The sequence below is a fragment of the Guyparkeria halophila genome, from assembly GCF_034479635.1.
In the GTDB taxonomy this organism is placed as follows: Bacteria; Pseudomonadota; Gammaproteobacteria; order Halothiobacillales; family Halothiobacillaceae; genus Guyparkeria; species Guyparkeria halophila.
On sequence record NZ_CP140153.1, the window covers coordinates 2,121,456 to 2,136,234 of the forward strand.

The window sequence follows — 14,779 nt, forward strand, 5'->3', positions numbered from 1 at the left end:
ATAAGCGGTCGCGCAGGGCCGACGACACGAGAACCTTGTCCGCATGTGAACACCGGAAGACTGACCGCACTCGTGCCGTGCATGCCAGCGAGGCTGCCGGCATTTGACGCCCCCGGCCCCGTGCAGTAAAAACACCGCTTTCCCATCGTCAGGATAGCCACGTGACACTGCTCATCGCCGCCCTGCTCGGCGTCATTCAGGGCATCTTCATGTTCCTGCCCGTCAGCTCGACGGCCCACCTGGTGCTGACCCAACACTGGCTGATCGAGAAAGGCCATGACCTGCCGCCGCCGAACAGCCCCGAGATGATCCTGTTCGACCTGGTGGTGCATGTCGGCACGCTGGTCTCGATCGTGGTGGTGTTCTGGCCCAGCCTGTGGCGCTTCTCGCGGAACGCGGCAACCGGCGCCCTCCACTGGGCCTCGGCCGACGGGCGCCACGAGGGCATGCCACTGTACGTGCGCCTGTTCCTGCTGGGGATGCTGTCGGTACTGGCCACCGCCGCAATCGGCTTCGGGCTCAAGACCACCTTCGAGCAGGTGTTCGCCACGCCGCTGATGATCGCCTTCACGCTCACCCTGACCGGCATCCTGCTGTGGTGGACCGACAAGCTGGGGCCGCGCCGGCGCGGTCTGAAGGGCATCAACGCCCGGGTGGCGACCGTCATCGGCGTGGCCCAGGGTCTCGCGTTGGTCCCGGGGTTGTCGCGCAGCGCCATGACCATCGTGTTTTCGCTGTTCACGGGGCTAAAGCGCCGCTGGGCCGCCGAATACAGCTTCTTCCTGGCCATCCCCACCATCCTGGCGGCCACCCTGGTGCAGAGCCTGGATGTCTGGGGCAATCTCGGCCTCAACGGCGTCAGCCTGATGGCCATGGCGGTCGGCTTCGTGGTCTCGGCGCTGGTCGGCATCGTCTCCCTGAAGCTGGTGGTCTACTTCCTCTACCGCGCCCAACTCAAGATCTTTTCCTTCTATGTCTGGCTGCTGGCCGCGGCCGTCCTGTTCGGCTGGATCGACCTGCCGGCCTGACGCGCGCATCCGACGAGCCGGTCCATTCACCTCGCCCCGCCGGGCAGCCGGCGTGACGGCCGGCGCTGGACTGAAATCCAGCCCAAAGGAAAACCCCGACCGTCGGCGCTCAGTAGCCCAGCCGCTTGCGCGCGATCTGGTGCAGTTCCGGCGTGGCAGCCGCACAGACGGTCGTGGTGTCCAGACCCACACCCTTGCCTTCCAGATCGGTGAATACGCCACCGGCCTCCTGCACGATCACCGACAAGGCGGCAATGTCGAGCACGTTGACGTCCGACTCGACGATCAGGTCGATCGCACCGCGCGTCAGCAGGTGGTAGTGGTAGAAGTCGCCGTAGCCACGGGTACGGTTGACCTCGGCGACCAGCGTCGCCAGACCCGCCCAGCCGACCGGCTGCTTGGCCAAGGTCGAGAGGTTGCCCACCGACAGCGTCGCCTCGCCGAGCGTGTCGATCTGGCTGACCCGCGCGGCGCGATCCTTGAAGAACGCCCCGCCGCCCTTCTCGGCGTAGGCGTATTCACCGAACACCGGCGCGCTGGAGACGCCCAGGATGATCTCGTCGCCGTGCATCAGCGCGATCTGGGTGGAGAAGAACGGGTACTCGCGCACGAAGCTCTTGGTGCCGTCGATCGGATCGACCAGCCAGGTGAACTCGGCATCAGGCCGCGTCTTGCCGGTCTCCTCGCCGTAAAAACCGTGATCCGGGAAGGCATCGAGGATCACCGCCTTGATCGCCTTCTCGGTCTCCACGTCGGCCACCGTCACCGGCGTGGCATCTTCCTTGATCTCGATCTCGACGTTCTGCTGCCAGTAGCGGCGGACGACGGTTTCGGCGGCGCGGGCGGCGGCCAGCGCGGTTTCGAGGTATTGGCTCTGCATGACGCGTTCCTGGTTTTACTCTGGATTTCGTGCCGGATGCCGGCGTGATGGCGGGCATTGTATACGAGACACGCCTGCGTTCGGACGCAAAGCGGACCGAGTGTCAACGACGCATGCCGCGCAGCCACTTTACGAAAAGGTTTCTGACCCCTTTACCTTATAAAAACACCATTCCTCAACGCATACAAAAACCAAACTCTAGAATCACCATTCCATAAAATTTTGATATCAAAAGAAGAGGTGCCAACCTGAGAATAAACCTTTATCGGACACACACCCCAAACATACACCCCAGACTTGCCTTTTAAGTCCACCCCCTGAAAATCACATTCTCCCCGGAGGGAAACCTCATGTATTCGACCTACATTTATTCTCATGTAGTCGGAAAAAACCTCTGGGTCCGTGTCCATAGAATACAACAGCCAATCAGAGGAGTGATTCCTAATCGAATCAACGCTCCAATTGTCATCCGATATGTCTTTAAGAACATCGACCGCAAATTTCTCCCCGTCCGACAACACCATCGCGGACCTAATATGCAAGGAGGCCCAGTAAGCGATGATCATGATCACAATCAACAGAGTGATCACCTTGAATTTCCTTGACACGGAACATACCCCTTACAACTTAAATCTGATCAATCAAAGAAAATGCCAACAACCGGACATGGCAGTAAAGACAAACTTCGCAACGAGATAGATTAGGCAGCCTCCGCGGTATCCGTCGGTTGCGACTTGGCTATATCAACAGTCAAAGCTCCTTCTTCATCGTAGCAGTACGGCTTATCCATTTCATCTGACATATTCATGTCAATCCCTGTGAAGATATAAAATCAAAAATCAACGATTACGTGCGTGCAAAACAAGATCACGCAGGAATGCGAAATGCTGCCCTAGACACGCCCCGACCACACCAAAAATCACAACCCAGTAAAGCATTAGAAGTTCGGTAACTTCAGGCACGCAACCCATATACGTGCACTCACCAGTCACTGTCACCTCCGAGGTGAAAAAGCAAATCCAATACAGCCAGACAAAAAAAAACAAATTCAATGCCCACAAGATGAATCATCGCTCTACCGGTCGAAAATAGCAGAGCCCGCCCAACCCCAGAAAAAGGCGAACGCTCATGGTTGAAAAACAAGATAGCCACGGCAACCAAGTGTGCGAAAGAAAAGCCAATTGCAAAGAGGTACGGCATTTTCTCCCTCACAGCGAAGGCTAGATACGTATGACCTTGCGCAGCCGGAATGTTTTCAAAGATCCAATTCGTTGGAAGCTTCAACCAAACCGGCGGATCCCTCACGTCCATGCGATACAGCACGTACCAGAGCAGGATTTCCGGGAACACGGCCAAGCCGATCAGCCCCCAACGTACCCGACGCCAACGGCGGGTCTGGGCCTCCGTGGGGCCGGGCACGCTCTCCAGCCAGTCGATAATCGATTGCTTCATGCCCATGTCGGATTCCCTGCATAGCGGATGACCGACATAAGAAGACGTGTGGAAACGACGCGCAATGAGAGATTGCGACCCCACAACTGGAGCTCACCGGGTGGCGGCACGAGAAAAAGAGAAACATTGCGCGCGAACGCGCTCCGGGGGCGCTTGTCGTCCATCCGTGACAACCTCGTTCTGCATTCCATTGATGTTCGGTCGGTTTCAGATGACCAGATCGCGTACACGGGCGCAAGCGTGAATGGCTTTCCGGTTCCGCACGTCGTCGTGTCAGCGCCGCATGCCACGCAGCCACTTGAAGACGTTGATCAGCGAGGACAGCGCCTGGGCGACGTAGGTGAGCGCCGCCGCGCGCAGGATGCGTCGCGCGGGTCGGCGATCGGCGCGCTTCAACAATCCCGCCTCCTTGAGCATCGGCAGGGCGCGGTTGAAGCTGGCATCCAGTTCCGTGGGCAGGGTTGCCAGATGCGCGAACACCGGCACGGCCATGGTCATCACCCCGGCGGCGAACATCACCAGGCCGGCCAGCGGCCCCTTCTGGATCACCGAGACCACGGGGATCGCCACCAGGATCCAGCCGGCAATCCGCTGCGCCCACTGGGTGCGTTCGACCACCTCCTGGCGACGCAGAAACGGCGGGTACTGTTCGGCATCCTGCAGGGCGTGGCCGACCTCGTGGGCCGCCACCGTGATCGCGGTCAGCGACCGCCCGGCAAAGTGGGCCGGTGACAGGCGCACCGTGCGATCAGATGGGTCGTAGTGATCGCCCGTGTCGGTCTTCTCCACCTTGACGTACTCGAGGTGGTGCTGGTCGAGCAGGTAGCGGGCCAGGTCCGCCCCGCTGAAATCGAACCGATCGGCCGGCTCGCTGTGACGACGCATGACCCGCCCCACCCACCAGCCGGGCAGGTAGGACAGCGCGGCCATCAGACCCAGACCAATAAGCAACCCGATGCCCATCAATCCTCCGGTCGCCCACGGTCGATCTGGTAAATGAGGTCGCCGGACTGCGACTCGGCGCTACTGGACAACTCCAGGTGCAGAAACTTGTTGATGCGATAACGCGTGATCACTTCACCGACTCCATCGAAAACGCCCACGGCATAGCGGACCAGCAGATTCTCCCCGATACGCTTGCCGACGCTCAACTGCGTGCCGCCGACCCCGCCATCGGTGGTCAGGCCGATCTCGTCGAAGCCGAACACGCTGTTGACCTGCTGGGCGAGATCGTCGCCCTGGCGAATACCCAGCCCGGCGATCGCGTTGAGCAGCAGGGAGGCATCCGCATCGCTGCCGGCCGACAGGCGCCGCCCGGTGAGCAGCAGCGACAGGGCATCGCTGGGCGACGTCGGCGGTCGCGAGAACACCTCGGTCTCGGGTGATTCCAGCTCGCCGGCAATCGACAGGCCCACCACCGTGCCGGCCTCGTCGTCGATCTCGCGAGTGGCGACCACGTCCAGGCCCGGCGCGGTCAGCGGGCCGGTGAAGATCAACCGACCGCGTTCCACCGTCAACGTCTGGCCGTAGGCCTCGTAACGACCGTCTTCCAGGCGAATCTCGCCGAACGCCCCCGGCGATTCCCCCGGACGCAACTGCATCTCCAACCCACCCGTCAGGCGTGTGGCGAAACCCTGACCACGCAGAGTGACCTGGTCGCCGAGAATCACCTCGATATCACCGCTCAACGGGTAGCCCCCGCCGCGCTCCTCGGGCTCCTGGCCGACAATCACCAGGTCCTCGGAGTTGCCACGGGCGCTCTCCGGCAGCTCGCCGAGATTGGCGATCGCCAGGGGGACGTGAATCGCCCCGTCGAGTTGACCGCCGTCCGGCGCCAGGTCGATCGAGATCGCCGGGCGCGCATCCACCGCCAGCGTCGGCAGACGCAGTATCGGCAGGGCCTCGCCGCCCAGTCCCGCCTCCAGCCACCAGTCATCCAGCGCCGTCACCTGACCGCTGCCGTCCAGTCGGATGCGCCCGCGGCTGCGGGGCGATTCGACCTCGTCGACACGGCGGGCCGTGAACACCGGTCGTGGCGGGGTTTCGGCCTCGCCCAGCAACTCCCCGGTGAGGCGCAGTGTCCCGTCGGGCTCGACCGACAGGTCCAGGCGGCCATCGCGGTAATCCGTGCCCGTGGGCAGGGAGGCGAACCCCAGATCCTCGGCCAACAGCCGCCCCGACAGCCGGGGGGCATCCAGCCGCCCCGAAACTGCCAGCCGGCCACTCAATGCCCCGGCCAGATCGGTGATCGGCAAATCGAGCGGACCGAACAGACGGTCGACCAGGTCGAACAACCGGGCCAGATCGGCCTCCTGAAGCGAGAGCGCCCCATCAAGCGCACCATCCTCCAGACCAGCTTCGGCCTGCCCGTCGAACACCAGCCAGTCCTCGAGCCCGCCCCGCAGGGATGCCTCGAGACGCTCGCCAGCAAGATCGGCCGTCAGGCGGGTCTCGGGATAGGCAATCACCTGGCCATCCGCGTCGGTCTCGATCTCATCGCGGCCGGTAAACCGGATCTCGCTGGCCGGCAGGCGCAGGTCCACGTTCGCCGAGCGAGAGGCCCCGTCCAGCCGAGCCTTGGCCGCGATCGAGACACGCCCCGGCCATTCGACCGCGGCCGCCTTGTGCCCGGGCCATTGCTGCCACAACGCCTGCAGCGCCAGATCCCCGTCCACTTGCGCCGAGAGCACCTCCCCGGCACGCTCCCCCGACAGGCACAGCGAGCCGACATCCCCGGCGGCCGGTCCCGGGACGTCCGGCTGCAGGCAGAGCATCCCGAGTCGCTGTGATGCCGGCGCGACGAACAGATCAGCCGGCGCCCGCAGCCGCCAGGGGTGCCCGTCGCGCCACCCCAGCTCCAGGCGGGTCAATTGCCCCTGCCAACCCATCTCGTCCGCGCCCGCCCCTTCTGCGGTCTCCTGCCAACCGCCTCGCGCGCCCAGTCGCCCCTCCACCGGACCGTCGACCTCCAGGGTGGCGCGATGCGCGGATGGACTCCCCTCCGCGGTGAATGCCAGTCGATCGAACAGCGCCTCGCCGGTGTCCGCGGCAAGCGCACCGGCATCCAGCGATATCCGCATGCGCCGCTCCGCCAACGGGGTCGCATCAACGGCGGGGTCGATCACCGCTGTCGCACGGGCCCGATCGAGGGCATAGCCCGCCAGTCGCAACCCGTCGACACGCGCTTCCAGCTCGCCCTGTGGGGCGAGTATCGGCCCGGAGGCATCGACCTCGACGTGGATTGCTCCGCGGGCGGCGGCGGGTTGCAGGGGCGCCAAATCCACCCCGGGCAGCCGCTCGATCAGATCCCAGGGCAAGGCCGCCACGTTTGGGACCGCGAGCTTGCCCTGCACGCCATCGAGTTGCCATTGCGCCCAATCGGGATCGAGCTCCAGCGCCCCGGATGCCTCGAGGTTGGCGCCGGGCCCGTCGAGGGCGAGCCGCTCGATTGCCAGGCGACCGGCTTGCAGCTCACCGCCCACCTCGAGGATCACGGCCCGTCGCTGGCCGGCATCACGGCGCTCGACCAGCTCCAGCCGGCCATCCTCGACACGCGCCCGGAGGGCCGACAGCCACTCGGCATCACTCAAGGACCGATTCCAGTCCGGCAGCTCGACATCGAGTCGGCCGCGACTGGCCAGGTGTACCGGATAGCCCCCTTCCACCCCGCCGGCGAGCGGCAGCGCATCGATCTGCCAGTCCGCGCGCAGATGCCTCTCGGCATCGAGACGCCCATCCACGCGCAACTCGCCACCGCCGGCCTGGCCCGAGACCCGCGCCTCGGCCTGGGTGTCGTCGAGAAGCAGGTCGATATCGACGGCCTGGATCGACTCGCCGGCCAGGTCACCCGACAGGCCGACCACCGATAACGATCCTGCCACCGGCAACCAGCCATCGGCCGCCGCCAGCTCGGTATCGAAATCGAACGAGAGCGATCCCGGGGTCCCCGGTGAGGCCCAGGCCGGGTTCAGCGACTCGCCGTGACCGGTCAACTCGACCCGTCCGGTCGGCGACCATCCCGCCGTGCCGGAGAGCGCCAACCGACCACCGAGCAGATCCGCGACCAGGTGCTCGATGGTCAACCTCTCTTGCTCGAGACGCAGGCGACCACAGAGCGCGGCCGGCAGGCCGTCCGCCCCCATCCAGGCCAGCCGGGGGCGCAGGTTCAGCTCCCCCAGCAAATCGCCATCGGCATCGATCTGGCCGGAGAGCCAGCCCTGCGGGTGATCGAGCAGCAAATCGACCTGCCCGATCAAGGGCATGTCACCGGCCGGCTCCAGCGCGACGGCCGCGCGGGCATCCAGCCGAATGCCGTCAGGCAGGCGCAGGGCCAGTTCGTCGAGATCCATTTCCAGTCGCGGCCGCTCGACGCGGGCATCCAGCAGGGCCGACAGCCGACCACGCGACACCGCGTAGCGCCGACCGCCCTGCTCGATCACGAGTTGGTCCACCACCAGGCGCTCGACCGCCAGCGACACCGGCGGCAGGGAGAGCTCGGCCGGATCGAACGGCTCGCCGGGCGGGGCCGACGGATCAGGCGGCGGCAGCTCGATGCGGGCCTCGCGCACGACAAGTGCCGGAATACGCAGCCCACTGCGCCACAAGGCCGCCGGATCGATCTGCAAGCGGGCCTGGGCAACACGGGCGCTCACGCCCTGCTCGGGTGCCCACTCGACCTGCTCGAGCTCCAACCCGCGCCAGAGGGTGCCGCGCGACTCGCCTATCGACAGCGCCGGCAACTGCCGCTCGGCCTGTGTCAGTGCCCAGTTCACCCCGCCGGGGGTGGCGGTAAGCCACCAGCCGGCAACGACCGCCAGGATGGCCAACAGCACGACGGACCAGCCGGCGACCAGCACCAGTCGCCGCAGCCAGACCAGCGATGTCAGGAAAGCCGACGCCGCACTCAAAATGCGGCCCCCAGCCCGAGATGCAGCATCGGCAGGCCATCACTGCCGTCCAGCGGCTGGGCGATATCGACGCGGAGGATGCCCACCGGCGATCGCCAGCGCACCCCCACCCCGGCACCGGTCTTGAGCTCGGCCTCGGGATCGGTGTAGGCATTGCCGCTATCGACGAAGGCGGCGAGGTACCAGTCATCCTCGACCACCGGGAACATCGCTTCGAGACTGCCCACCAGCAGGTACTTGCCGCCGGTACGCGTGCCGTCCTCGTCGCGGGGGGAGAGCGACTCGTACTCGTAACCCCGCACCGAACGGTCACCACCGGTGAAAAAGCGCAGCGACCGTGGCATCTTGTCGAACTGGTCGGTCACGATCACGCCCGCCTCGGCGCGGCCGGAGAAGATCCACTTGCCCACCGGCAGGTAGCCACCGGCGAAGGCCCGGCCACGGACGAAACTGGCCGCCGAGGCGACCGGCTCGGCCGCGCCCTGCAATGAGACATCGAACACGACGCCCTCGGTCGGGAAGAGTGCGTCATCGAGTCCCTGGTAGCCCAGTCGCCCGCCGAGGATGGCAAAGCCGTTGGACTCGGCCGGCTCATCGCCGTAGCGGGTCCGATCGAGCAGGTACTCGGTGAACAGCGAGCGTGTCCAGCGGTCGGCCTCGCGCACCCACTGCACGCCACTGGCCGCCGCGGTGGTGACGATGTCGTTGTTGTCCTCGCGGGTGACCCGGGCGTAGATGTCATAGCGCTCGCGCAACGGATCGGCCGCCCGCGGGATGGTGTAACTGGTCTCCAGTCGCTGCTCGATTGCCGAAAGCTCGGTGCGGGCCGACCACTGGTGACCCCGCTTGTTGACGTAGCGACGCTTGACGCCGGCGCCCACGCGCGGCCCGACATCGGTGGCGTAGCCGGCGCGCAATTCGTAGGAGGTGCGCGGGTTGGGATAGGTGGTGATCTCGACCGGCACCTCGAGATTCTCGCGCTGGTCGAGCATCGGGCGCACCGAGACCGACTCGAAGTACTCGGTACCGGTCAGGTTGCGGTTCATCGCCAACAGATCACGGCTGGTGTAGGCCGCGCCGGGCGGCACTCCCGTCAGGCGGCGGGCGAGCTCGGGCTCGAGAATGGACTGCTCGATCACCACCTCGCCGAAGCGATAGCGCGACCCCGGCGCCAGCGCCAGGGCGATGCGCGCCGACTGCGTGGCCGGGTCAACCACCAGTTCGCGTCGGGTGAAGCGTGCGTCGAGGTAACCCAGTTTCTGCACGCGAGAGAGAATGCCATCGCGGAGGGCGTCATAGGCGGCCTGGTCGAGCGGCGCGCCCACCGAGGGACGCTGCTCGGCCACGAACGCGCGCACCGAATCGATCTCGCGGATCGGCTCGGGCAGATCGATGCTCACCGCCTCGATGGTGGTGACCGGACCGGCCTCGATATCCAGCGCCGGATCGCGGCATTCGGCTCGCCGCTGAATCGACGGGCGGATGCGGGCATTGAAGTACCCGTAGGCCTGCAATGCCTCTTCGGCCGCCTCGCTGGCGGCATCCAGGTAACGGCGGATGTGGGCGGTGCTCGCCTGACAGGAAAAGCCCACCCGAGGCATGGACAGCCCGACATTGGTGATCAGGCGGCTATCGGACAGACCGGTCAGCTGCAACTGTGGGGTCGGTGCGGCCATCGCCGTCGTCGTCCCGAGCAGCAAGGCGGCGCCAAGCCGGGCCGCGCCTAGACGCGGCATGGCCAATTACACCACCTCGGCGAGGTCGCCATTTCGCTCCAGCCACGCGCGGCGGTCAGCGGCACGCTTCTTGGCGAGCAGCATGTCGAACACCTCGATGGTGTCGTCGCCCTCCACTTTCAGCTGGACCAGGCGACGGGTGGCCGGGGCAAGTGTCGATTCGCGCAGCTGGATCGGGTTCATCTCGCCCAGGCCCTTGAAGCGGGTGACCTGGATCTTGCCGCGGCGCTTTTCCGCCTCGATGCGATCGATGATGCCGTCACGCTCGTGCTCGTCGAGGGCGTAGAAGGTCTCCTTGCCGATATCGACGCGATAAAGCGGCGGCATGGCGACGAACACGTGACCGGCATCCACCAGCGCGGGGAAATGCCGCAGGAACAGCGCGGAGAGCAGGGTCGCGATGTGCAGGCCGTCGGAATCGGCATCGGCGAGGATGCAGACCTTGCCGTAGCGCAGCTTGGTGAGGTCGTTCGAGCCGGGCTCGAGACCCAGGGCCACGGCGATATCGTGCACTTCCTGGCTGGCGAGCACCTGGGCGGGGTCGGTCTCCCAGGTGTTCAGGATCTTGCCGCGCAGCGGCATGATCGCCTGGAAGTCGCGCTCGCGGGCCTGCTTGGCCGAGCCGCCGGCCGAGTCGCCCTCGACCAGGAACAGCTCGGTGCGCGAGAGATCCGTCGAGGAGCAGTCGGCCAGCTTGCCCGGCAGCGCCGGACCACTGGTCACCCGCTTGCGTGCCACCTTCTTCTCGCTCTTGATGCGATGCTGGGCCGATTCGATCGCGATCTGCGCGATCGTCTCGCCCACGTCCGCGTGCTGGTTGAGATAGAGCGAGAGGGCGTCCTTGACCACGCCACTGATGAAGCTGGCCGACTCGCGCGAGGAGAGGCGCTCCTTGGTCTGGCCGGCGAACTGCGGATCGTGCAGCTTGGCCGAGAGCACGAAGCGCACCCGCTCGAAGACGTCTTCGGGTGACAGGCGCACACCGCGCGGCAAGAGATTACGGAATTCGCAGAACTCGCGGATCGCCTCGGTCAGGCCCTGGCGCAGGCCATTGACGTGGGTGCCGCCCTGCAGGGTCGGGATCAGGTTGACGTAGCTCTCGGTCAGCCCCTCGCCCGGTTCGGTCGCCCAGACCACCGCCCAGGCGACTTCCTGGGCCCGCCCGCCGTCCGGGGCCTTCATGTGACCGACAAAGCCCCCCGGCGGCAGCACCTCCTGGTCGGCGACGCTTTCGAGCAGGTAGTCGCGCAGGCCGTCGGCGTAGCACCAGTCTTCGCGCTCGCCGCTGGCCGCGTCGGTCAGGCTGACCTTGAGCCCCGGGCAGAGTACGGCCTTGGCCCGCAGCACGTGACGCAGCCGGGCCATGTTCATCCGCGGCTGGTCGAAGTAGCTGGTATCCGGCCAGAAGGTGAGCGTCGTGCCCGTATTGCGCTTGCCGACGGTGTCGATCACCTCCAGGGGGCGGGTGAGTTCACCATGGGCGAACTCGATCCGGTGCAGCTTGCCATCGCGCTTGATATCGACCACCAGCCGGTTCGACAGGGCATTGACCACCGAGACGCCCACCCCGTGCAGGCCGCCGGAGAACTGGTAGGACTTGTCGGAAAACTTCCCGCCGGCATGCAGCCGTGTGAGGATCAGCTCCACGCCGGAGATGCCGTGCTCGGGGTGCACGTCCACGGGCATGCCGCGGCCGTCGTCGGAGACGGACAGGGCACCATCCTCGTGCATCACCACGTCGATCGAGCTGGCGTAGCCACTGATCGCCTCGTCGACGCTGTTGTCGATCACCTCCTGGGCGAGGTGATTCGGCCGGGTGGTGTCGGTGTACATGCCCGGGCGCTTTCTCACCGGGTCGAGACCGGTGAGCACCTCGATCGAGCCGGCGTTGTATTCGGATCGTTCAGCCATAATCAACCGTGCATTCCCTGGATTATCGGTGCCGCCGGGGCCGGAATGGCCGTCCGCTAGGGAACCTCTGCACGAATCGATGGCGCCTCTGGCTTGCGGGTTTTTTCGCAATCAAGGCGCCGTGCCGAAGGCGGGCTCATTGCCCGTCGAGGGACGGCAACGCCGAGTGCGGGCAAACCCGCAAGCCCCGCAGAGACACTATCGATTCGTGCAGAGGTTCCCTACACCGAGAGCCGGCCATCGCGGCCCGCTGCAAAGTGTACACGCCCACCCGGGACCTGACACCGACCTTGAAAACCCGCCTGGCGGTCACCATGTCGGGCCGCAGTCGTTCACCCATCCACGAGGACACCCCGACCATGAGCGAGAGCGCGCACGTCTTTTCCGTCACCGCCCAGGAATTTCACGATCACGTGGTCGAGGCCTCCCGGGAAACCCCCGTGCTGGTGGACTTCTGGGCGGAATGGTGTGGCCCCTGCCGCCAGCTGATGCCGCTGCTCGCCCAGGTCGTCGAGGGCATGGACGGCCAGGTGAAACTGGCCAAGGTCGATACCGAGGCCGAGCAGGCGCTCGCGCAGCAATTCGGCGTGCGCAGCCTGCCGACGGTGATGATGTTCGTCGGCGGCCGGCCGGTCGACCAGTTCCAGGGCGCGCTGCCCGAGGGCCAGATTCGCGAATTCATCAGTCGCCACGTGCTCTCCGAGATTGACAAGCTGCGCCGCGAGGCCCAGCAGGTGCGTGCCGCCGGCGCCACCGAACAGGCCATGGATCTGCTCCGACAGGCCAACCAGCAGGAACCGGGCAACGTCGAGGTGCTGCTGGACATCGCCGACCTGATCGCCGAGCAGGGCGATCTCGATCAGGCCTGGCAGATCCTCGAGTCCCTGCCCGCGGACACGGCGATGCGCGACGACGTGAAGGAATTCAAGGCCCGCATCGGCATGGCGCGGGCGGCCCAGTCCGGTCCGCCCGAGGACGAACTGCGCGCGCGCATCGAGACCGACCCGAAAGACTGCGAGGCCCGCGAGGCGCTCGCCGCCAAGCTCGCGATCCGCAACGACATCGAGGGGGCGCTGGAGCAGAACTACCAGATCATGCTGCGTGATCGGTCGTACAACGAGGACGCCGGTCGTCGCGGGTTGATCGACCTGTTCGAGATGCTCGGCGACAGCCACCCGCTCACCCGCCAGTACCGTCGCAAGATGTTCGGCCTGTTGCATTGAGGCTGCAGGGAGATCAAGACAACGGACAGCAACCGACGGGCGCGTAGGCTCGCGCCTGACGGCGCCCCGACGGGATACCGGGCCCCAACGCGGCGGGCGGGGTTTCCACGCCCCCGACGCCCATTCTCTTCGAGCGGCCAGCTGTCAGCCTCAAGCCCCGCCCTCGCTGACTGCTAAGGTTCAGCCATGCCCGCCCATCACCACCATGACGTCACCGATGCCGCCGGCCGGGCGCTGGGGATCGGCATTGTCCTGAACCTCGCCTTCGTCGTCATCGAGGCGGTGGCCGGGGTGCTCGGGCACTCCATGGCCCTGCTGGCGGATGCGGCGCACAATCTCGGCGACGTACTGGGGCTGCTGCTTGCCTGGGGGGCCAACCGCCTGACTCGACGCCTCGCCTCGCGCCAGTTCAGTTACGGCCTGGGCAGCAGCACACTGCTCGCCGCGCTGATCAATGGCGTCACGTTGGCGCTGGTCTCGCTATGGATCCTCTGGGAGGCCGGCATGCGGCTGGCCGATCCGCCCGCCGTCCACGGGCTGCTGGTGATCGTAGTGGCGCTCGCCGGTGTGGTGGTCAACACCGCCACCGCCTGGCTGCTCGTTTCGGGCCAGAAGCACGATCTCAACCTGCGCGGCGCCTTCCTGCACATGGCCGCCGATGCGGCCGTGTCGGTGGCCGTCGCGGTGTCCGGCCTGATCGTGCTGCTGACCGGATTCGCGCAGGTCGATCCGCTATTGAGCATCCTGGTCAGCCTGGTCATCCTCGTCCCGGCGGTCGGCCTGGTGCGCCGCTCGCTGCAGTTGGTGCTGCACGGCGTGCCCGAGGAGGTCGATCTCGCCCAGGTCGAGCGCCATCTCGCCGCCCAGCCCGGCGTGACCGATCACCACCATCTGCATGTCTGGGCGCTGTCCACCCGCGAGACCGCGTTGAGCGTGCACCTGGTGATGCCCGATCCACCCGATGACAGCGACGCGTTCCTGCACGAACTCCAGACCGACCTGCGACAGCGCTTCGGGATCCAGCACGCCACGGTGCAGATCGAGCGGGGCAACTGTCCCTGCCCGATCGACGGCTAGCAAACGTCAGCGCAGTTGCAATCGGTCGAAGAAGGCCTCCAGCGCCTCACGGGCACAGGCAGCATCCTTGTCGCCTCCCGGCGCACCGCTCACCCCGAGCGCGCCGATGGTCGAGCCGGCCGACTCGATCGCCACCGCCCCGTCGAGCACGAGAATGCCGTCGACGTGGTTCATCTCCATGCGAATGTCCTCGCGGTTGGCGCGAAAGGCCCCCGAGTCGATCCCGGCCAGAATCACCGCACGCGCCTTGTCGGTGGCGATCTGGCGGGTAAAGCGCGGCGCATGGGTCGCGCGCATCATCACCTGCGGATCGCCGGACGGATCGACCACCACCGCGGTGACCGCATAGCCGTCCCGGGTGCAGGCGGCGACCGCCTGCTCGGCGATATCCGCGGCCAGCCCCATGCCGATCCGGTCGCTGGTGACCACGTCGCCGACACCATCCGCGTTCTCCTCGGCCGACACACCCACGGCCGCCAGCATCAACACCGGCGCCAGCACTCGTCCAATCGACACTCCCCTCATGGCAAAACCTCCGCTATGGTTGGGCACAACACATGGGTTT

General features: G+C 66.0%; 10 protein-coding genes. 3 read left to right on the plus strand and 7 right to left on the minus strand.

All coding sequences use genetic code 11. The annotated features are described in order from the left end of the window. The first annotated feature begins 161 nt into the window (after positions 1-161). Positions 162-1,028, plus strand: a complete 867-nt coding sequence (locus tag SR882_RS09585; RefSeq protein ID WP_322521021.1) for an undecaprenyl-diphosphate phosphatase — start codon at positions 162-164, stop codon at positions 1,026-1,028. A gap of 109 nt (positions 1,029-1,137) precedes the next feature. On the opposite strand, the gene SR882_RS09590 is transcribed toward SR882_RS09585, so the two are convergent. The 6 genes from SR882_RS09590 to parE all read right to left on the minus strand — a co-directional run bounded on the left by SR882_RS09590 (position 1,138) and on the right by parE (position 11,914). Next, positions 1,138-1,908 carry an inositol monophosphatase family protein gene (locus tag SR882_RS09590; RefSeq protein ID WP_322521022.1) on the minus strand — a complete coding sequence of 257 codons (771 nt, stop codon included), beginning with the start codon at positions 1,906-1,908 and terminating at the stop codon, positions 1,138-1,140. Between the two features lie 981 nt (positions 1,909-2,889). Beyond that, positions 2,890-3,366, minus strand: coding sequence for a hypothetical protein (locus tag SR882_RS09595; RefSeq protein ID WP_322521023.1), 477 nt, complete (start codon positions 3,364-3,366; stop codon positions 2,890-2,892). Between the two features lie 267 nt (positions 3,367-3,633). After that, positions 3,634-4,323: a zinc metallopeptidase gene (locus SR882_RS09600; protein WP_322521024.1), complete on the minus strand. Its 690-nt coding sequence runs from the start codon at positions 4,321-4,323 to the stop codon at positions 3,634-3,636. Next, positions 4,323-8,267, minus strand: coding sequence for a translocation/assembly module TamB domain-containing protein (locus tag SR882_RS09605; protein WP_322521025.1), 3,945 nt, complete (start codon positions 8,265-8,267; stop codon positions 4,323-4,325). The genes SR882_RS09600 and SR882_RS09605 overlap by 1 nt, the downstream gene beginning before the upstream one ends. Then, complete coding sequence (locus tag SR882_RS09610) at positions 8,264-10,003, minus strand: autotransporter assembly complex protein TamA (protein ID WP_322521026.1); 1,740 nt, start codon at positions 10,001-10,003, stop codon at positions 8,264-8,266. The genes SR882_RS09605 and SR882_RS09610 overlap by 4 nt, the downstream gene beginning before the upstream one ends. A 6-nt stretch (positions 10,004-10,009) precedes the next feature. Continuing rightward, positions 10,010-11,914 carry a DNA topoisomerase IV subunit B gene (gene parE / locus SR882_RS09615; protein ID WP_322521027.1) on the minus strand — a complete coding sequence of 635 codons (1,905 nt, stop codon included), beginning with the start codon at positions 11,912-11,914 and terminating at the stop codon, positions 10,010-10,012. A 359-nt stretch (positions 11,915-12,273) separates the two neighbouring features. Between parE and trxA the strand changes: the two genes are divergently transcribed. Next, positions 12,274-13,137: a thioredoxin gene (gene trxA / locus SR882_RS09620; protein WP_322521028.1), complete on the plus strand. Its 864-nt coding sequence runs from the start codon at positions 12,274-12,276 to the stop codon at positions 13,135-13,137. A gap of 186 nt (positions 13,138-13,323) precedes the next feature. Beyond that, positions 13,324-14,214: a cation diffusion facilitator family transporter gene (locus SR882_RS09625; RefSeq protein ID WP_322521029.1), complete on the plus strand. Its 891-nt coding sequence runs from the start codon at positions 13,324-13,326 to the stop codon at positions 14,212-14,214. Between the two features lie 6 nt (positions 14,215-14,220). On the opposite strand, the gene SR882_RS09630 is transcribed toward SR882_RS09625, so the two are convergent. Continuing rightward, positions 14,221-14,739 (minus strand): GlcG/HbpS family heme-binding protein, encoded by a 519-nt coding sequence (locus SR882_RS09630; RefSeq protein ID WP_322521030.1) that lies wholly within the window; start codon positions 14,737-14,739, stop codon positions 14,221-14,223. Positions 14,740-14,779 lie beyond the last annotated feature (40 nt).